15 protein-coding genes are annotated in these 17,984 nt (G+C 71.3%); 11 read left to right on the forward strand and 4 right to left on the reverse strand.

Annotated features, from left to right (window positions below; translation table 11 throughout):
- Positions 1-15 precede the first annotated feature (15 nt).
- Both AABA78_RS22880 and AABA78_RS22885 read left to right on the forward strand, forming a co-directional pair.
- A complete protein-coding gene (locus AABA78_RS22880; protein WP_338265730.1) occupies positions 16-1,908 on the forward strand; it encodes a methyl-accepting chemotaxis protein in 1,893 nt (630 codons plus the stop codon).
- 14 nt (positions 1,909-1,922) lie between these two features.
- Complete coding sequence (locus tag AABA78_RS22885) at positions 1,923-2,531, forward strand: HAD family hydrolase (protein ID WP_338265731.1); 609 nt, start codon at positions 1,923-1,925, stop codon at positions 2,529-2,531.
- Between the two features lies 1 nt (position 2,532).
- Here AABA78_RS22885 and AABA78_RS22890 read toward each other — a convergent pair whose 3' ends face one another.
- Together AABA78_RS22890 and AABA78_RS22895 are read right to left on the reverse strand one after the other, a co-directional pair.
- Positions 2,533-3,183: a glutathione S-transferase family protein gene (locus AABA78_RS22890; RefSeq protein WP_338265732.1), complete on the reverse strand. Its 651-nt coding sequence runs from the start codon at positions 3,181-3,183 to the stop codon at positions 2,533-2,535.
- A 38-nt stretch (positions 3,184-3,221) separates the two neighbouring features.
- Positions 3,222-3,833: an adenylate/guanylate cyclase domain-containing protein gene (locus tag AABA78_RS22895; protein ID WP_171413910.1), complete on the reverse strand. Its 612-nt coding sequence runs from the start codon at positions 3,831-3,833 to the stop codon at positions 3,222-3,224.
- Between the two features lie 517 nt (positions 3,834-4,350).
- Here AABA78_RS22895 and AABA78_RS22900 point away from each other — a divergent pair.
- The 3 genes from AABA78_RS22900 to AABA78_RS22910 all read left to right on the forward strand — a co-directional run bounded on the left by AABA78_RS22900 (position 4,351) and on the right by AABA78_RS22910 (position 8,781).
- Positions 4,351-5,709: a hypothetical protein gene (locus AABA78_RS22900; protein WP_338265734.1), complete on the forward strand. Its 1,359-nt coding sequence runs from the start codon at positions 4,351-4,353 to the stop codon at positions 5,707-5,709.
- Between the two features lie 133 nt (positions 5,710-5,842).
- Positions 5,843-7,789 carry a HEAT repeat domain-containing protein gene (locus AABA78_RS22905; RefSeq protein ID WP_338265736.1) on the forward strand — a complete coding sequence of 649 codons (1,947 nt, stop codon included), beginning with the start codon at positions 5,843-5,845 and terminating at the stop codon, positions 7,787-7,789.
- 128 nt (positions 7,790-7,917) lie between these two features.
- A complete protein-coding gene (locus tag AABA78_RS22910) occupies positions 7,918-8,781 on the forward strand; it encodes a hypothetical protein (protein ID WP_338265738.1) in 864 nt (287 codons plus the stop codon).
- 56 nt (positions 8,782-8,837) lie between these two features.
- Here the strand turns inward: AABA78_RS22910 and AABA78_RS22915 are convergent, their stop codons facing one another.
- A complete protein-coding gene (locus AABA78_RS22915; protein WP_338265740.1) occupies positions 8,838-10,916 on the reverse strand; it encodes a S46 family peptidase in 2,079 nt (692 codons plus the stop codon).
- Between the two features lie 130 nt (positions 10,917-11,046).
- Here AABA78_RS22915 and AABA78_RS22920 point away from each other — a divergent pair, with 130 nt between their 5' ends.
- The gene (locus AABA78_RS22920) at positions 11,047-12,189 is read left to right on the forward strand and encodes an esterase/lipase family protein (RefSeq protein ID WP_338265742.1); all 1,143 of its coding nucleotides are present in this window, start codon (positions 11,047-11,049) and stop codon (positions 12,187-12,189) included.
- Here the strand turns inward: AABA78_RS22920 and AABA78_RS22925 are convergent, their stop codons facing one another.
- Positions 12,190-12,720, reverse strand: coding sequence for a DUF4442 domain-containing protein (locus tag AABA78_RS22925; RefSeq protein ID WP_338265744.1), 531 nt, complete (start codon positions 12,718-12,720; stop codon positions 12,190-12,192).
- 40 nt (positions 12,721-12,760) lie between these two features.
- Between AABA78_RS22925 and AABA78_RS22930 the strand changes: the two genes are divergently transcribed.
- The 5 genes from AABA78_RS22930 to AABA78_RS22950 all read left to right on the forward strand — a co-directional run bounded on the left by AABA78_RS22930 (position 12,761) and on the right by AABA78_RS22950 (position 17,926).
- The gene (locus tag AABA78_RS22930) at positions 12,761-14,131 is read left to right on the forward strand and encodes a flavin monoamine oxidase family protein (RefSeq protein WP_338265745.1); all 1,371 of its coding nucleotides are present in this window, start codon (positions 12,761-12,763) and stop codon (positions 14,129-14,131) included.
- A 164-nt stretch (positions 14,132-14,295) separates the two neighbouring features.
- Complete coding sequence (gene dps / locus AABA78_RS22935; protein ID WP_338265747.1) at positions 14,296-14,859, forward strand: DNA starvation/stationary phase protection protein Dps; 564 nt, start codon at positions 14,296-14,298, stop codon at positions 14,857-14,859.
- Between the two features lie 95 nt (positions 14,860-14,954).
- The gene (locus tag AABA78_RS22940; protein ID WP_338265749.1) at positions 14,955-15,830 is read left to right on the forward strand and encodes an SDR family oxidoreductase; all 876 of its coding nucleotides are present in this window, start codon (positions 14,955-14,957) and stop codon (positions 15,828-15,830) included.
- Entirely contained in the window at positions 15,827-16,441 is a 615-nt protein-coding gene (locus tag AABA78_RS22945; protein ID WP_338265751.1) for a glutathione S-transferase family protein, read from the forward strand. The genes AABA78_RS22940 and AABA78_RS22945 overlap by 4 nt, the downstream gene beginning before the upstream one ends.
- An 18-nt stretch (positions 16,442-16,459) precedes the next feature.
- Positions 16,460-17,926, forward strand: coding sequence for a protein adenylyltransferase SelO (locus AABA78_RS22950; RefSeq protein ID WP_338265753.1), 1,467 nt, complete (start codon positions 16,460-16,462; stop codon positions 17,924-17,926).
- Positions 17,927-17,984: the final 58 nt, after the last annotated feature.

Raw genomic sequence — 17,984 nt, forward strand, 5'->3', positions numbered from 1 at the left:
TCGCGCCGGCGTGCCATGCCTTCTTTCAAACTGCCGTCCCTGACGCTGCGTGGGCGGCTGCTGCTGTACATGACCCTGGTGTCGTGCGTGCCGCTCCTGACGCTGACCGGGCTGCAGGACCGGCTGATGCGCCAGCAGACGGAGGCGCAGCTGGACGCGTCGCTGCGCATGGAGGCGGAGGGGTTCAAGGACCTGCTGGAGTCCACCCTGGCGGAGCGCGAGGCGAGCGCGCACAGCTGGGCGGAGGACCCCGTCCTGCGCCAGGCGCTGCGCACGAAGGACGCCTCGGCCAGCGACGCGATGCTGGCGCTCTTGCAGCGGCGCTACCTCACCCTCAACGGCATCGTGCTCTTCGGCGACGACGGCGTGGCGGTCTCCGCCAGCACGCCCGCGCTGCGCGAGGCGTACGCGGGGGGCGCGGAGGCCGTGCGTCAGGCGGCGTGGTTCCGTCAGGCGCAGGCCGGCGCCACCACCGCCGAGGGCCTGGAGGTGGAGGACCCCATCTACGGCGTGCACGTGCTGCCCCTGGCGGTGCCGGTGATGGACGAGCGCGGCCAGCGGCTGGGCGTGCTGCTCGCGGCGTTCGACTGGGGCCAGGTGGGGGAGCTGGTGAAGCCCGCGCTCGCCCGGGCCGAGCACCGCGGCCACCACACCTTCTCCCTGGAGCTGCAGCGCGAGGATGGCCGGACGCTGTTCGACACGCGCAAGGGCGAGCACGACGACACGGGCCGCGTGGCCGCGGTCGCGGTGAACGGCTCGGACGTGCGCGACGTGGGGGACGGGTGGAGGTTCCTGGCCCAGCTGGAGCCGGACGAGGCCTACGCGCCCCTCAACGAGATGCGCCGGCTGGTGCTGGGGCTGGCCGCCCTCCTCGTGGCGGGGGTGGGCCTGGGCTCGTGGGTGCTGGCGCGCGGCATCACCCGGCCGCTGCGCGCGCTCAGTGAGGTGGTCCGCCGCGTCGTGAAGGAGGGCGACCTCACGCAGGTGATGGAGGTCCAGGCGGGGCGGGACGAGGTGGGGGAGCTCACCCAGGCCTTCGGGCAGATGATGAAGAACCTGCGCGAGACGGCCACCAGCCTCCAGGAGGGCACCCACGTCCTCAGCGAGACGGTGGCGGAGCTGAACCTCGCCTCCGAGGTCCAGGAGCGCAACGTGGCCCGGCAGGCCGCCGCGCTCCAGGAGACGCAGGTGACGGCGCAGGAGATCAAGCAGACGTCGCTGCTGGCCGCGGAGAAGGCGGAGACGGTGCTGGGCGTGGCGGCGCGCGCGGAGGAGGTGGGCCGCGCGGGCGAGGTCGCCATCCGCGACAGCCTGGGCGGCTTCCAGGGCCTGCACGAGCAGTCCGGCGAGATGGCCATGCGCATCGTGCAGCTCAACGAGCGCACGCAGCAGATTGGCGGCATCACCCAGACGGTGAAGGACCTGGCGGACCAGTCCAACATGCTCGCGCTCAACGCGGCCATCGAAGCGGTGCGCTCCGGTGAGCACGGCAAGGGCTTCAGCGTGGTGGCGCGCGAGATCCGCAACCTGGCGGACCAGTCCATCCAGGCCACGGAGAAGGTGCGCGACATCCTGGGGGACCTGGGCCACGCCATCATCTCCACGGCGAAGATGACCGAGCAGAGCCACTCCAGCGTCGCGGAGGGCCTGGAGCAGGTGCGCACCAGCGGCGAGCACCTGAAGGAGCTGGCCACCATCGTCCAGGACAACGCCGCGGCGGCGCGGCAGATCGCCGGGGCGGTGAACCAGCAGAACGCGGGCATCGCTCAAATCTTCAGCGCGGTGACGGACCTGTCCTCCATGATGGTGGAGACGCAGACCAGCCTGAAGTCCACCACCGGCGCCGCGAAGCGGCTGCAGGAAGTCGCGGGCCAGATGGAAGGCGTCGCGCGGTCCTACCGCATCTGAAAGCAGGAGCGCCTGTGTCCGCCGTCCCCGCCGTGAAGGCCGTGCTGCTGGACCTGGGCAACGTGCTGGTGTTCCACGACAACGCGCGGCTCTTCGCGAGGCTGGCGGCGCGGGCGGGGCTGGAGCCGCGGGAGGCCGCGAGGCGGCTGACCGGCGCGGGGTGGACGGCGGCGAACCGGGGCCTGCTGGACGCGGAGGGCATCCGGCAGGACGTGTGCGGCGCGCTGGGCGTGGACCTGCCCATGGCGGAGTTCGCGCCCCTGTGGAGCAGCCACTTCACGGTGCACGACGCGGTGCTGCCGCGCGTGGAGGGGCTCGTCGGGCGGGTGAAGCTGGTGCTGGTGTCCAACACCAACGCGCTGCACGTGGCCTATCTGAAGCCGCTGCTGCCCCTGCTCCAGCGCTTCGACGCCCTGGTGATGAGCTGCGAGGTGGGGCACGTGAAGCCGGAGCCGGCCATCTACCGGCTCGCGCTGGAGAAGGCAGGCTGCGCGCCACGGGAGGCCGTCTTCTTCGACGACCTGCCGGAGTTCGTGGACGCGGCCCGGGCGCTGGGGCTGCGCGGGCACGTCTTCACGGACGCGCCCACGTTCGACACGCAGCTCGAGTCCCTGGGGCTGTGAGCTACCGGTAGCGCGCGAGCGGCGGCTCGCCCTGGGCGGCCTCCGTCCACTTGATCATCGCGGGCAGGCCCAGCACCGCGTCGCGGTACGGGACGTTCTCCGGACGGAACGGGACGCCGTAGGTGACGAAGCGGGTGATGACGGGCGCGTAGAACGCGTCCGCGATGCTGAAGGCGCCGAAGAGGAAGGGGCCGCCCTTGCCGTAGCGCTCGCGGCAGCCCGCCCACAGCCCCTGGATGCGCGCGATGTCCGCGTGCACGCCGGGCGCGTCCAGCCCCGGCACCGTCTTGCGCGCGCTGATGTCCATGGGGAGGTTCGTGCGCAGCGCCGTGAAGCCCGAGTGCATCTCCGACGTCACCGAGCGCGCCATCGCGCGCGTCGCGCGGTCCTCCGGCCAGAGCTTCGCGTCCGGGAAGGCCTCCGCCAGGTACTCGCAGATGGACAGCGAATCCCACACCACGGTGTCGCCGTGCTTGAGCACCGGCACCCGGCCGCTGGGCGAGTGCATGGCGATGAGCGCCGCCGTCTCCGGCGTGTCCAGCGGCACCAGCACCTCCCGGAACGGCTGGCCGGTGTGGGCCAGGGCCAGGTAGGGGCGCAGCGACCATGAGGAGAAGTTCTTGGAACCAACGACCAGGGTGAGCTCGGACATGGCGCGGCACCTTACCGCCGCGCGCCCGGCCACAAGCCTCAACCGTCCGCGGGCGCCCGCTTACGGCCCAGCAGTGAACGCACGCGCGACAGGAGCGCGCGCTCGTTCCGGGCCTCCGCCGGCGGGTCGATGCGGAACACCGCCACCGGCAGCCGGATGTTCTTCAATTCGTTGCGGCCCAGCCGCACGGGCGGCGCCTTCAACCGGCCCTCCAGCTGCGCGACCAGCGTCTCGCTGACGTAGACGGTGCCCGGGCGCGCCAGGGACTCGATGCGGGCCGCCAGGTTGACGCCCTCGCCGAAGACGTCACCGTCGCGGTGCACCACCATGCCCAGGTGCGCGCCGGCCCGGACGGACATGCGCTGCTCGGTGGGGACCGCGCGGTTGCGTGCGTCCACGGCGGCGCGCCACTCCTGCGCGAACGACACCGCGGGCAGGCCCGACTCGAACTCCAGGAGGAAGCCGCCCTCCTCCATCCGCTTCACCTCGCGGCCACCGTGGCGCGCAAGCAGCCCGCGCACCAGCTGACCGTGCTCCTCGTGCAGCGCTTGTTGTAGCGACTCATCCCGCCAGCGTTGACCTGCGGGGGCCTCCATGTCCGTGAACATGATGGCCGACATCGTCCGGGGCTCCGGAGCCTCCACCACCATCGTGCATCCTCCCTCCCCCCGGCGTCAGACGAGCGCGATGCTACAGCACGACGGGCGCCGGCTCCCAACCACCCCGGGAAGGCGCTCGGACGGCGACGTTCCGGGGAACGCAACCGTGCGAAGACAGAGGCGGACATGCATCCGCACACCTACGGTAGTGCGCTCCTGACGCGACGCACCAAGCACCCGGGAGGTTCTGGCTCGCGGTTGTCCGGCACCCGACGCGCCGCGGTGGGAGGACGTCCAGTGCGCGTCAGGTGATGGGTGCACGCCACGGCCGCTCACGGTCACCGGGGGCCCGGGCACACGGCTCCCCTCCGGGTTCCAATTGAGACATGAAACACCAGAGCCTGGATGAGCGGCCGCCCTCCACCCGGCGTATGTCTATTTGACATGCGATGAAATCATCAGGTGTTATTGGAAACCAGGAGGAGCGTGAATGGCCGGGAAGGGCCCTTCTCCGCTTCTTGCTGGTTCATCCCCACAACCCCCTGAAGAAAAGAAAGAGTAGGCACTCATGCCACGACTGTCTTTGAAGACAGCCGCGCTGGGCGCACTGGTCTGCCTTGGCACGTCCACCCCCGTAGGGGCGCGCCAGATGATGGAAGACCGCGTGCTGCTGGATGACGGAAGCACCTTCTACGGAAGCCCCGAGACCGTTCAGCAGGCTTACAACGAGCTGGTGTACGAGACGACGACCAACTGCATCGGCTATTGCTATGGGGTGACGGACCCCGCGGATCCGGATCCGTTGATCATTGGGGACGAGGGAGACCACGCCCAGGCCTCCACGACCACCGAGCCGGGCGGCATCCAGGTCAACCCCACTGGAACGACGCCCATCAACCAGCCGTTCGTCAAGACGTTCCACAAGGACGACAGCTTCGGCAGCGGCCTCTTCGGTTCGGGCTATTCGCTGGACGCGTCCCTGAAGGCAGACCCCATCAACTACACGCTGGATGCCTCCGGCGAGGGCAAGGTCTGGGCCAAGCTGTTCAACTCCATCAAGTTCGACGTCGTCCGCGCCACCGCCAAGGCGTCGGCGAAGCAGGGCAGCCAGCAGTCGAGCATGGAGGCCAAGCTGTACGTCGTGGGCATCGAGCTGATCTCCAAGAGCGTCCAGAGCGCCACGGTCGAGGAGAAGCCGCTGTACCAGTACGACGCCCTGGACGTGCACTTCTTCAACACGCCGGAGATCCGCTACACCATCTTCTTCATCCCGGTGAAGGTGCAAGCGAAGGCCTTCGGCAAGGCCGGGCTGACGGTGAAGTCCGTCCTCAAGCCGACCGCCGCGAAGCTCTCCGTCGTCGCCGAGGGCAAGATCTACGGCGAGGGCACGGCGGCCGCCGACGTGTGGGTCGTGAGCGCGGGCCTGAAGGGCACGCTCACGCTCATCGAGGCCTCGCTGCCGACGTCCGGACAGCTCGCGCTCACCACCTGTGGTGACCTCGCGTGGGACCTCAAGTCCGGGTTCACGGTCAAGACGCTCGCAGGCAAGCTGGAGGCCTTCGTGAAGGTGAAGCTCTTCATCTTCAAGAAGACGGTGTCGCTGACCATCGCCAAGTGGAGCGGCAGCGTCCTGGGCACCAACAACAGCTGGACGCTGTTCAACATGAACGGCGGCGTGCCGTTCGCCAGCCTGTGCTCCTACGGCGCGCCCACGGGCGGCGCCGCGTCGCTCACGCCTCCCGCGAGCCCCTACCTGGCGTCCATCAATGACACCGGCGGCACGGGTGGCACTGGCGGCGGTGACACCGGTGGCGGTGACACCGGCGGCGGTGGCGGTGGCGGCTACGGCGGTGGCTGCTTCCAGGGCGGTGGCATGGAGGGCGGCATGACCAGCCTCCAGCAGATCGAGCAGTGCCAGGTCTACTAGGCGGACGCTGGCGCTTTCGTGGATGTCGTTGAGTGTTCCGGCAGGCGGCGGCGCGTGACGTCCGGCCTCCGCCGCCTGCCGGGGCTTCGCAGTTCCCCTGCTTTCGCATCACGTGTCGCTTCGAGGTGTCACCTTGATTCATCGCAAAGGGCCGGTGGCCCTGGCCGTGCTGGGACTGCTGCTGGGCGTGGGCGCCTTCTGGGCCACGCGCGGTGGCGGGCATGAACAGGCGGGCGAGGCCGTCGCCGCCGCGCCGGGCACCGCCGCGTCCGGCGCGCCCCCTCCCCGCCCGGCGGCGGCCGGGGCCGTGCGGGCGTGGGAGCCGGGGGCCCAGTTCGGCTACCAGCTCTCCCTGGAGCAGCGCCTCACCTTCGGCGAGCCAGGCGCCCCGGAGACGTCCACGCTCAGGCTGGCGGTGGCCGGCGCCCTCACGCAGTCCATCGTCGGACGCCGTCCGGACCAGGTGGACGTCCAGTTCCAGGTGCAGTCCACCGGCTTCGCCTTCGAGTCGGACGGCCAGGACGCGCTGGACGCCAACAGCCGCCCGCTCATGGTGGCCACGCTCCAGGCGCCGTTCTACGTGACGTACAACCGGCAGGGCGCCGCGCTGGCCATCCTCTTCGAGCGGGACGTGGGGCCCATCGCCCAGAACTTCCTGCGCTCGCTGGTGGCGTCCCTGCAATTCGTCGCGCCCGACGCCGCCCAGGCGTCCTGGGAGGCGCAGGAGCTGGACACGACGGGCCAATACGTCGCGCGCTATCAGCGCGCGGCGGAGGCGCTCCAGTACACGAAGCAGAAGGTGCGCTACCTGCGGCTCGCGACCCCGGAGGGCCTGAAGCCCGTGAGCGCCCCGATGCGCGTGGTGCCCACCTCCGAGGCGACCCTCTCCCTGGGCACCGACGGCTGGCTGCTGACGCTGGAGGGCCAGGAGCGGATGGTGGCGACGTTCGACGAGGGCATGCCGCCCGTTCAGGGCGAGGGGCGCATCTCGCTGCGGCGCACCTCGACGCGCAACGTGCCGCTGCTCATCGGCGCGCTGGATGCCCGCCGCGCGCAGCTCGCGCGGTCCTCGCTGGCCACGCAGGTCTTCTCACCGCCGGATCCCCAGCAGGGCCTCAAGCAGCTGGTGGCGGGAGCGAAGCTGAAGGACCTGGTCCAGGAGCTGCGCGACCTTCCCCGCGGCGACAAGGCGTCGGGGCCGAAGTCCGCGCACCTGATGAACCGGATGCGCGCCCTCTTCCAGCTCGAGCCGGAGAGCGCGAAGCAGGTGCCCGCGCTCCTGCGAGGGGAGAAGGACCGGGACACGTACAGCCCCATGTTGGGCGCGCTGTCCGCCGCCAGCACGCCCCAGGCGGTCCAGGCCCTGGCCACGGTCGCCACCGACGCCCAGTCCCCGGCCGCGACGCGCGTCAACGCGGCCGCGGTGCTGGGCATGGCGGAGTCCCCCACCCCGGAGGGCACCGAGGCGCTGCGCGAGCTGTCCCGCAGCGACAACGTGGACCTGAGCAGCACCGCGACGCTGGCGCTGGGCAACGTCGCGCGGCACTCCGGAGGGCCGGACAGCCCGGAGGCGGAGGCCCTGCTGCGTGAGCTCCAGGACCGGGCGCGCGCGGCCCCCACGCCGGAGGCGCGCGCGCTGTGGATCCGCTCGCTGGCGAACAGCGCGGATGCGCGCATCCTGCCGTTCCTCCAGGAGTGCCTGCGCGACCCGCTCCCGCTCATCCGCCAGAGCGCCCTGGAGGCCCTGCGGCTCATCCCGTCACCGCTGGCGGATCAGCTCCTGGCGGAGTCCATGGCGAAGGACACGTCACCGGAGGTGCGCCGGGCGGCCATCTTCGCCGCCAGCTTCCGCCCGCTGGGCCCGCTCCTGGCGGCCCTGGGGCAGGTGCTGCGCACGGACGCCGTGGACGCGGTGCGCATGGACGCGGTGAAGCTGCTGGGGGCCAACGCCTTCCAGATGCCCCTGGCCCGGGAGCTTCTCACCTGGTCCGGCCAGAACGACGCCAACGGGGAGATCCGCCACACGGCGCTGGCCTACCTCGCCCCGCCCACGCGCTCGGTGGAGACGCCGAATCCGTAGGCGCGACGGGGCAAGCCCTCGGGGGCGCGGGGGCCCGGCGCCCGACCGCCGCGCTGGAGGACGTCCCGTGCGCGTCAGGTGACGGGGGCGCGCCCCGTCCGCGCACTGCCACGGAGGGCCCGCGGGCCATGATCCACTCAGACGAGAAGGTCCGGCAGATGGCGCGTTCGCTGCTGCCGTCGAAGAACCGGGAGGCCTCGCGCGCGGCGCGGGCCAGTATCCACCGCGCGGCCCGGCAGGCGGCCCGCCAGGAGCTGGCGGCGTGGGTCCAGGGCGGTGACCCGGAGCAGGACGTGCCGCCCCTCGCGCCGTGGGAGCGCAGGGAGATCCGCCAGCAGGTGAACTGGCGGCGCAGCGGCGACAAGGTGAACCCGTTCATCCGCTGGGCCACCGCGCGCACGCGCGACCTGCCGCGTGAGGACCGCCGGGGCCACGTGCGGGGCCTGCTGCCCCGGGGCGTCATCGGCGAGCACGCGATGAGCCACCTGGTGTGGACGGACGCATTCAGGGATCCCCTCCAGGACAGGTGGCGCCAGCGCCAGAAGCAACAGCGCAAGGGCGCGCTGCTGGACCGGGGTGAACAGGCGCAGCTGCTGCGCGCGCTCCTCCTGGAGCCCGAAGGCCACCGCACCTTCAACCGCTTCCTGCGCGAGCGATACACGTGGACACGGACGTTGAACGGTCAGGCCGCCGCGAACCGGAAGCTCACGGAGCCGCCGCCGCACCGCGCGCTGCTCGGCGTGCACGACGTGAACCCCTTCCTGGACTCGCTTCAGCCCAACGCGTGGGGCTCGCACTGCCACATCTGGGGCACGCTGACGCCGCCGCTGCACTGGGTGCGCCTGTTCCTCCAGCGCTTCAAGGCGCACCGGGGACACATGCCGTCCGTGCGCGCCGCGCTGGAGGCGGAAGGGCTGCTGAGCCGCGTTCCTTCGGCGCTCCACGCCGGGAGGGCCGCGGCGGCCCGGGCACGCAAACCCCAGGGACGATGAGCCCTCCTGAACCTGTCCGACTGTCGGACAGGTTCAGGACGTGCCGGCCCGGGGACTCAGCGGGCCGGAGCCGCGGACGCCGCCTGCGCGCCCTTCAGCTCGTTGACCACGCGCGTGGCGCCGTAGACGTGCTCCAGCGCGGCGAGGATGCCGTCGCCGTGCACCGCCACCGCGCGGTTCGTCTCCGGCACGTAGAGGTAGCGGCCGCCCAGCGACGGCAGGTTGCCGTCGAAGATGAGCCCCACCACCTGCCCGTCGCGGTTCACCACCGGCGAACCGGAGTTGCCTCCGATGATGTCGTTGGTCGTCGCCATGTCCAGCGGCGTCGCGTCCGGCACCTTCCCCTTCGCCTTCACCCACGGCGCCGGCAGCTTGAAGGGCTCCTTGCCCGTGTCTCGCCCGTACGCGCCGCCGAACGTGGTCAGCGCGGGCACCGCCTTGCCGTTGTCGTCCCAGCCCTTCACCTGCCCGTAGTTGAGCCGCAGCGTGAAGGTCGCGTCCGGAGCGCCCGCGGTGCCGTTCACCAGCAGGTACGCCTTCGCCAGCCGCTCGCCGTTGCGCTTGAGCACCGCCTCCACCGTGTCCTCGTAGCGCTTGCGCGACGCGCGCGTCTCCGCGTCCACCTTGCGCGCCAGGACGATCATCGGATCCTTCGACGCGTCCACCGCCGCCTTGCCGCCGTCCAGCAGCGCCTGGCGCACCTTCACGTCGCCCAGCTTCGAGCCGCGCACCAGCGCCTTCGCCAGGTCCGCCGGGGCCTCCTTCTCCAGCACCCGCCGCACGAACGGATCATCCGCGCCCAGCGTCTCGCGCAGCTTGTTGAAACCGAACGTCAGCGTCAGCGCCTCCAGCTCCGCCGGGATGGGCGCCTCACGCAACAGCCGCTGCTTCAGCGCCGGGAGTTGCCCATCGGTGTACTCGCGCAGCCGCTCCCCGTTGGGCTTGGGCAGTTCCTCCGCCGCGCGCACCAGCGCCTGGGCGTAGGAGAACAGGTCGGAGCGGAACGCGTCCCCCGCGCCCTTCATCCGGTGGTCGTTCATCATCCGGCGCCACGCGTCCAGCGCCTGCGCCGTCTCCTCCCACATGCCCTGCGTCAGCGCCCTGGCCTGGGGGTTCGCGTCGATGCGCTTCTTCAGCTCCGCCTCCTCCTGCCGCTTGCGCGCGAGGACCGCGGGGTCCGCCAGCGTCTCCTGCCGGCCCTTCAGCGCCTTGAGCCCGTTCTCCACGCCGCGCAGGCTGGAGCGCGCCACGCGGTAGCGCTCCGGCGAGGCGCTGGTGAACTCGCGCAGCGCGCCGCGCATCTCCGCCAGTTGGAGCAGCGTCTGGGGCAGCGCCACGTCGCGCTGGAACTCCAGCTCCGCCACCGTGCTCTTGCGCTCCGTGCCGCCCGGGTGGCCGGAGACGAAGACGAGGTCCCCCTCCTTCGCGCCCTCCTTCGCCCACGGCAGGTAGTCCGGGCTCTTCGCCGGCGCGTCGTCCTTCCACACGCGCACGAAGGACACGTCGTAGCCGTAGCGCGGGAAGTTGAAGTTGTCCGCGTCCCCGCCGAAGGCGGCCATGGAGAACTCCGGCGCGAAGACGAGCCGCACGTCCTGGAAGCGGCGGTACTTGTAGAGCTGGTACTTGCCGCCGTTGTAGAGCGTCACCACGTCGCAGCGCACGTCCGCGCCGGTGGTGCACGCCCCCTCCACCGCGGCCATCTCCTTCTTGAGCGCGGTGTTGAAGGCCGCGCCGGACAGGCCCTTCGTCGCCGTGTTCATCCGCTCGGTGACGTCCGTCATCTCCACCAGCTGGTTGGCTTCAATCTTGGGACAGCGCCGCTCCTCCTTCGCTGACTTCGCCTGGAAGCCCTTCGCCAGCAGGTCGTCCTTCGCGGTCGTCAGCTCCTCGATGCAGCTGCGCACGCAGTGGTGGTTCGTCATCACCAGGCCGTCCGGCGACACGAAGCTCGCGGAGCAGCCACCGGCGAGCCGCACGGAGCCCAGGCGCACCTTGTCCAGCCAGGCCTGGTCGGGCTCGAAGCCGTAGGCCTTCTTCACCTGGGCGGCGGGAAAGGCGTCGTAGGTCCACATGCCCTCTTCCGCCGCGGCGGGGAGGGACGACAGCAGGCCAAGCGCGAGCAGTCTGCGGTACACGGGGAGTCTTCCTTCGTGAGGAGGGGAAACAGGCAGCCGGTTTTGTCAACGCGGCCGGGCGCGCGTCAACCGCTTGGGACGCCGGGTATTCCAAGCCCATCCCGGGAGCGTGGGCTATGCTGGTGGGCCCATGTCCGTGAAGCACCACGTCTATCTCGTCCCCGGGTTCTTCGGGTTCACCAACCTGGGCGAGCTCCTCTACTTCGGCCACGCGTACGAGTTCCTGAAGCAGGACCTCGCCCGCCGGGGAATCGACGCGGAGGTGGTGACGGTCGTCTCCCATCCCACCGCGTCCATCCGCCAGCGCACCGCGGACCTGCTCAAGGCCGTGAGCGAGACGGCCTCCGGGGACGACGGCCCCATCCACCTGGTGGGCCACTCCACCGGCGGCCTGGATGCCCGGCTGTTCGTCTCCCCCGGCGCGCAGGTGTCGGAGGCCCTGGAGCTGGAGCCCTTCGCGCGCCGAGTGCGCACGGTGGTGACGGTGTCCGCGCCCCACGCGGGCACGCCGCTGGCCACGTTCTTCCTGGGCCTCTTCGGACAGCAGCTCCTGAAGCTCCTGTCGCTGTTCACCATGTACGTGCTGCGCTTCGGCCGGCTGCCCTTGAGCGTGGTGTTCCGCTTCGGGCACCTGATGGCGCGGGCGGATGATCAGCTCGGGTGGAAGGCGACGCTGCTGGATCAGCTCTTCGACCAGCTGCTGGGGGACTTCTCCAGCGAGCGGCGCGACGCGGTGACGAAGTTCCTGTGGGACGTGGGGCGCGACACGTCGCTCATCCCCCAGCTCACGCCGGAGGGCATCGACCTGTTCAACGGCGGCGCGCATGACCGGCCCGGCGTGCGCTACGGCTCCGTGGTGACGCAGGCCCGGCCCCCTTCCCTGCGCACGCGCCTGGCGGCGGGCCTGGACCCGTACGCGCAGCTCACGCACACCATCTACGCGTTCGTGTACGGCCAGACGCAGCGGATGCCGCTCACGCAGCTGCCCCTGCACACGCCCGCGCAGACGGCGGCGCTGGTGCAGGCCTACGGCGCCATGCCCGGTCCCACCGCGTGCGACGGCATCGTGCCCACGCGCTCGCAGGTGTACGGCCGCGTGCTGGCGGCGGTGCGCGCGGACCACCTGGATGCCATTGGCCACTTCGACCAGCCGGCGCACCAGCCCCCGCACGTGGACTGGCTCATCTCCGGCTCCGGCTTCCGCCGCCCCCAGTTCGAGGCGATGTGGAAGACCATTGGCGACTTCCTCATGGAAGAAGAACCGCCGCGGTAGCTACCCGCGCTTGAACACGGCCAGGAAGCGCGACTCCGCGACGCACTGGCCGTCGGTGCCCAAGAGGCGCACGGGGATCCACGCCTCCGCCTTGTCCCCCGTCGCGCGCAGCTCCGACGCGAGCTTCTGGAGCAGTTCGTCCCCGGGCTCGCACACCGCGCTCACCGCCGTCTTCGCCTTCGCGTGGAAGGCGACCTCCATGCGGTTGACCAGCATCTTGTATTCGCTGGGCGGGAAGCGGCGGAAGAGCATCACGCCCATCGTCAATTCCATCACCGTCACCTGGGCGCCCAGGTACACGCTGCCCACGTGGTTCTTCGTCTTGCGGTCCAGCGGCACCGTGGCCTTCACGCGCGCGTCCGTCACCTCGTCCACGCGGTAGCCCATGGCCGCCGCCAGCGGGACGATGTTCTTCACCGCCAACGTCGTCAGCGCGTTCGCCGCGCCCGGCGACACCCGCCGCACCTTCTCCACCAGCTCCAACGCGAACATCCGGTCCTCCACCCTTCCCGTCTGACTTCCGGCGCGCATCCTAGCCACCCGCCGCCTCCGACGTAGAGTCCGCCACACCATGGGTGAAAGCGTGGACGTGGTCGTCATCGGCGCGGGCGTGGCGGGGCTCACCGCGGCCCGGGACATCGCTCGCACCGGCGCCACCGTCGCCGTGCTGGAGGCGCGCGACCGCGTGGGCGGCCGCACCCTCACGCGCGAAGTGGGCGGGGGCCTCGTGGACCTGGGCGGCCAGTGGGTGGGCCCCAGGCAGCGCCACGTGCTCCGGCTCGCGGACAGCCTGGGCCTCCAGCGCTTCCCCCAGCACCACCAGGGCACCAAAGTGCTGGAGGTGCGCGGCGAGCGCCGCACGTACCAAGGCAAGGTCCCGTCCCTGCCCCTCCTGTCGCTGCTGGACTTGCAGCGCATCGTCTGGAAGCTGGAGGGCCTGGCGAAGCGCGTCCCCAGGGAACAACCCGCCGCCGCGCCGAAGGCCGCCGAGTGGGACGCCCTCACCGTGGAGGAGTGGAAGCAGCGCCACGTGCCCACCTGGGGCGCTCGCGCCGCGCTGGACATCGCCACGCGCGCGGTATTCGCGGCGGAGCCCTCCGAGCTGTCCTTCCTGCACTTCCTCTCCTACGTGCACTCCAACGGCGGCCTCATGCCGCTCACCGAGGTTGAAGGCGGCGCCCAGGCGGAGCGCTTCGTGGACGGCGCGCAATCCCTCTCACGGCGGCTGGCGGAAGGACTGCCCCCGGAGCGCGTCCTCCTCTCCGCGCCCGTGAAGGCCCTGCGCCAGGATGCTCGCGGCGTCACCGCCACCACGGAGGACGGCCGGGCCTTGCGCGCGCGCTACGCGGTGGTGGCCACGCCGCCCGCGCTCGCGGAGCGCATCGACTTCGGCGCGGACCTCCCCTCGGGGCGGCGCCGCGCGCACGCGGACCTCCCCATGGGCAGCGTCATCAAGGTCGTGGCCACCTACGCCACGCCCTTCTGGCGCGAAGCGGGCCTGTCCGGCGAGGCCGTCAGCGACGTGGGCCCGGTGCGGCTGTGCTTCGACGACTGCGGCCCCCACGGGCACCACCCCGCGCTCGTGGGCTTCTTCCTGGGCGACACCGCCCGCGCGTGGACCGGCCGCCCCGCCGTGGACCTGCACCGCGCCGCGCTGGCGGACTTCGCGCGCTTCTTTGGCCCCCAGGCCCTCACGCCCGTGGCCATCGCGGCGCTGGACTGGAAGCAGGAGGCGTTCAGCACCGGCTGCTACGTGGGCCTGCCCCGCCCCGGCACCCTCACCGCCATTGGCGACGCGCTCCGGGCCCCCTTCGGCCGCGTGCACTGGGCGGGCACCGAGACGGCCATCGAGGGGTGCGGCTACCTGGACGGCGCCGTGGAGTCGGGCGAGCGTGCCGCCACGGAGATCGCCGCCCGGCTGACCGCCCCCGACGCAGGCTGAGCGCCTGGAAACGCCCGGCCGCCTGCCCTTCGAGCCAGCCGTGCGTCCAGGCGACGCGCGCCGCGCCATGGCCAAGGGCCCCGTGCATCCCCACCCTGTGGGGAGCGCCGAGACGTCATGCCGACGGCCTGCCGCGCGCAAACCACCCACGAGGGATCCGGACCATGTACACGACCAGCCACGTGAACCTTCCCCAGGACGCGCGCGAAGAGCTCATCGACATGCTCAACACGCTGCTCGCCAACGCCATCGACCTGCACTGGCAGGTGAAGCAGGCGCACTGGAACATCCGGGGCACGCACTTCTACAGCCGGCACCTGCTCTTCGACGAAGTGGCCAAGCATGCGCGCAAGCACGCGGACTCCTACGCGGAGCGCGCGGGCGCGCTGGGCGGCTACGCCCAGGGCACCATCCGCCTGGCCACCAACAACAGCCAGCTGCCCGAATACGACCTGCAGGCCGTGGACGGCGAGGCCCACATCCGCGCGCTCGTCGAGCGCGTGGGCCGCTACGCCGCCAGCCTCCGCGACGGCATCACCAAGTCCGATGACGCGAACGACCCCGTCACCGCGGACCTCCTCACCCAGACCCTGGGAGAGACGGAGGAGGACCTCTGGTTCCTGGAGAGCCACCTCAACGGCGACGCGCGCGCGGGGATGACCCTGCCCACCAAGGGCGGCAACCGCCGGGGCCGCCCCGCCGAGGACATCAGCCAGGTCACCACCTGATGCAGGACAACTCCCCCTCCCCGGGCAGGTTCTCCTGCGCGGGGAAGGCGTGGAGCGTATAGAACGCGTCCCCGGGTTCCAGGAGGACGCGTCCCATGGCGTCAGAGCTTCCCGAAGACCGTCTCGACGGTAAGGTGTGCCTCATCACCGGGGCCACCGGTGGCATTGGCCAGGAGACGGCGAAGGCGCTGGCCAAGCGCGGCGCCACGCTGGTGCTGTCCGGCCGGGATGAGGCCCGCACGGCGGCCACGGTCGCCGCGGTGCGCGAGGCCGCCCCCGGTGCCCGGGTCGAATCGCTGCTCGCGGACCTGTCCTCCCTCCAGTCCGTGCGCGACCTGGCCCAGGCGTTCAAGGCCCGCCACTCGCGGCTGGACGTGCTCATCAACAACGCGGGCCTCATCATCGACCGGCGCCAGGTGACGGTGGACGGCTACGAGGCCACGTTCGCCACGAACCACCTGTCCCACTTCCTCCTCACGCACCTCCTGCGCGACCTGCTGGTAGCGAGCGGACCGGCGCGCATCATCAACGTGTCCTCCGAAGGCCACCGCCTAGCGCGCGCGGACTTCCTGGATGATCCGCAGACGGAGCGGCGCCGCTACGAGGGCATCCGCGTCTACGGCAACGCCAAGCTCTCCAACATCCTCTTCTCTCGCGGGCTGACGAAGCGGCTGGCCGGCACGCAGGTGACGGCGAACGCGCTGCACCCCGGCGCGGTGGCCACGGGCTTCGGCCACAACAGCCAGGGCTTCTTCAAGCACCTCATCAAGCTGGCCTCGCCCTTCATGCTCTCCCCGGAGAAGGGCGCGCGGACGTCCATCTACCTGGCGTCGTCGCCGGAGGTGGCGGGCGTGAGCGGCGAGTACTTCATCAAATGCCGCAAGGCGAAGCCGTCGTCCGCCGCCCGGGATGACGCGCTCGCGGAGCGGCTCTGGCAGGTGAGCGAACAGCTCACGGGAGTGAAGGCATGATCGACCTGTACACGTTCAAGACCCCCAACGGCCGCAAGATCTCCATCGCCCTGGAGGAGCTGGGCCTCCCGTACAAGACGCACGCGGTGGACATCACCAAGGGCGAGCAGTTCAAGCCCGAGTTCCTGGCCATCAACCCCAACAACAAGATTCCGGCCATCGTGGACCACGACGCGCCGGGGGGCCCCCTGTCCCTCTTCGAGTCCGGCGCCATCCTGCTGTACCTGGCGGAGAAGACGGGCCGGCTGATGCCCACCGACCCGCGCGGCAAGGCGGAGGTGACGCAGTGGCTGATGTTCCAGATGGGCGGCCTGGGGCCCATGCTCGGCCAGCTCAACCACTTCGGGCACTTCGCCTCCACCAAGGTCCCGTATGCCATTGACCGCTTCCAGACGGAGGCCAAGCGCCTCCTGGGCGTGGTGGACCGGCAGCTGGCGTCGCGGGACTACCTGGCCACCACCTACTCCATCGCGGACATCGCCACGTACCCGTGGCTGAAGACCGCGCGGGACTTCTTCCCGGACCTCTTCCTCAACACGCACAACATCACCCAGTACCTGCACCGCGTGGGCAGCCGTCCCGCGGTCCAGCGGGGCATGCAGATCCCCTGACGCTTGTTCCTCCGGACCATGGCCTCGCTCGAACAGCTCGTCTTCGACAACACCTACGCCCGCCTGCCCCCCGGGTTCGCCGCCCGGGTGGCCCCCGCGCCCTTCCCGGACGCGCGCGTGGTGAGCGTGAACCCGGCGGGCTTGAGGCTGCTGGGGTTGGACGCGGAAGAGGCCGCGCGCCCGGAGTTCGCGCGCGTGTTCGGCGGGGCCACGCCGCTGCCCGGCATGGAGCCGCTGGCCATGGTCTACGCGGGGCACCAGTTCGGCGTGTACGTGCCGCGCCTGGGAGACGGCCGCGCGCTGCTCCTGGGCGAGGTGCGCGCCCCGGACGGCGACAGGTGGGACCTGCACCTGAAGGGCGGCGGGCCCACGCCCTTCTCGCGCGGCGGTGACGGGAGAGCGGTGCTGCGCTCCACCGTGCGCGAGTACCTGGCCGGCGAGGCCCTGCACGCGCTGGGCATCCCCACCACCCGCGCGCTGTGCATCCTGGGCAGCCAGACGCCGGTGTACCGCGAGGACGTGGAGACCGGCGCCATGCTGGTGCGCCTGGCCCCGTCGCACGTGCGCTTCGGCACCTTCGAGTACTTCCACCACACCGAGCAGCCGGGCCACGTGGCCACGCTCGCGGACCACGTCATCGCCGGGCACTTCCCCCAGCTCGTGGGCCAGGAGGGCAGACACGCGCGCTTCTTCGCGGAGGTGATGGAGCGCACCGCGCAGCTCGTCGCGCGGTGGCAGGCGGTGGGCTTCGCGCACGGCGTGATGAACACCGACAACATGTCCGTCCTGGGGCTCACGCTGGACTACGGGCCCTACGGGTTCCTGGACGACTTCGACCCCGGCTTCATCTGCAACCACTCCGACCCGCAGGGCCGCTACGCGTTCGACCAGCAGCCGCGCGTCGCGCTGTGGAACCTGGCCTGCCTGGGCGAAGCGCTGCTCACGCTCATCACCGAGGACGAAGCGCGCGCCACGCTGGCCCTCTTCCAGCCCACGTTCGCCCGCCACTTCCTCGCGCGCATGCGGGAGAAGCTGGGCCTGACGCAAGCGCGCGACGAGGACCGCGAGCTGGTGCAGGACCTGTTCGGGCTGATGGCCGGCTCGCACGTGGACTACACGCGCTTCTTCCGCGCGCTGAACCGGTTCGACTCCAGCGAGGGCGCGCGCAACGACGCCCTGCGCGACCACTTCCTGCCGCCGGAGGGCTTCGACGCGTGGGCCGCGCACTACCGGGCGCGGCTGGAGTCCGAGGGCAGCGTGGACGGCGAGCGCCACGCGCGCCTGGACCGCGTCAACCCGAAGTACGTCCTGCGCAACTGGGTGGCGCAGCAGGCCATCGCCCGCGCGCAGGAGGGCGACTTCGCGGAGGTGGACCGCGTGCTCGCGCTGGTGTCCGCGCCCTTCGACGAACACCCCGGCCGGGAGTCCTACGCGGAAGCTCCGCCCACGTGGGGACGGCACCTCGTGGTGAGCTGCAGCTCCTGACGCGGCGGCACAACGGGTCGCCGGACAGGGGGGCAGGCGGGCAGGCGCACGCGAGCGG

Source organism: Corallococcus caeni (assembly GCF_036245865.1).
GTDB classification, from domain to species: domain Bacteria; phylum Myxococcota; class Myxococcia; order Myxococcales; family Myxococcaceae; genus Corallococcus; species Corallococcus caeni.

Bases quoted from the DNA above. Each gene is read 5' to 3' on its own strand.
- AABA78_RS22880 (WP_338265730.1), top strand. From the start codon at position 16: ATGCCTTCTTTCAAACTGCCGTCCCTGACGCTGCGTGGGCGGCTGCTG.
- AABA78_RS22890 (WP_338265732.1), bottom strand. From the start codon at position 3,183: ATGTCCGAGCTCACCCTGGTCGTTGGTTCCAAGAACTTCTCCTCATGG.
- AABA78_RS22920 (WP_338265742.1), top strand. From the start codon at position 11,047: ATGTCCGTGAAGCACCACGTCTATCTCGTCCCCGGGTTCTTCGGGTTC.
- AABA78_RS22895 (WP_171413910.1), bottom strand. From the start codon at position 3,833: ATGGTGGTGGAGGCTCCGGAGCCCCGGACGATGTCGGCCATCATGTTC.
- dps (WP_338265747.1), top strand. From the start codon at position 14,296: ATGTACACGACCAGCCACGTGAACCTTCCCCAGGACGCGCGCGAAGAG.
- AABA78_RS22940 (WP_338265749.1), top strand. From the start codon at position 14,955: ATGGCGTCAGAGCTTCCCGAAGACCGTCTCGACGGTAAGGTGTGCCTC.
- AABA78_RS22910 (WP_338265738.1), top strand. From the start codon at position 7,918: ATGATCCACTCAGACGAGAAGGTCCGGCAGATGGCGCGTTCGCTGCTG.
- AABA78_RS22930 (WP_338265745.1), top strand. From the start codon at position 12,761: ATGGGTGAAAGCGTGGACGTGGTCGTCATCGGCGCGGGCGTGGCGGGG.
- AABA78_RS22925 (WP_338265744.1), bottom strand. From the start codon at position 12,720: ATGCGCGCCGGAAGTCAGACGGGAAGGGTGGAGGACCGGATGTTCGCG.
- AABA78_RS22945 (WP_338265751.1), top strand. From the start codon at position 15,827: ATGATCGACCTGTACACGTTCAAGACCCCCAACGGCCGCAAGATCTCC.
- AABA78_RS22950 (WP_338265753.1), top strand. From the start codon at position 16,460: ATGGCCTCGCTCGAACAGCTCGTCTTCGACAACACCTACGCCCGCCTG.
- AABA78_RS22900 (WP_338265734.1), top strand. From the start codon at position 4,351: ATGCCACGACTGTCTTTGAAGACAGCCGCGCTGGGCGCACTGGTCTGC.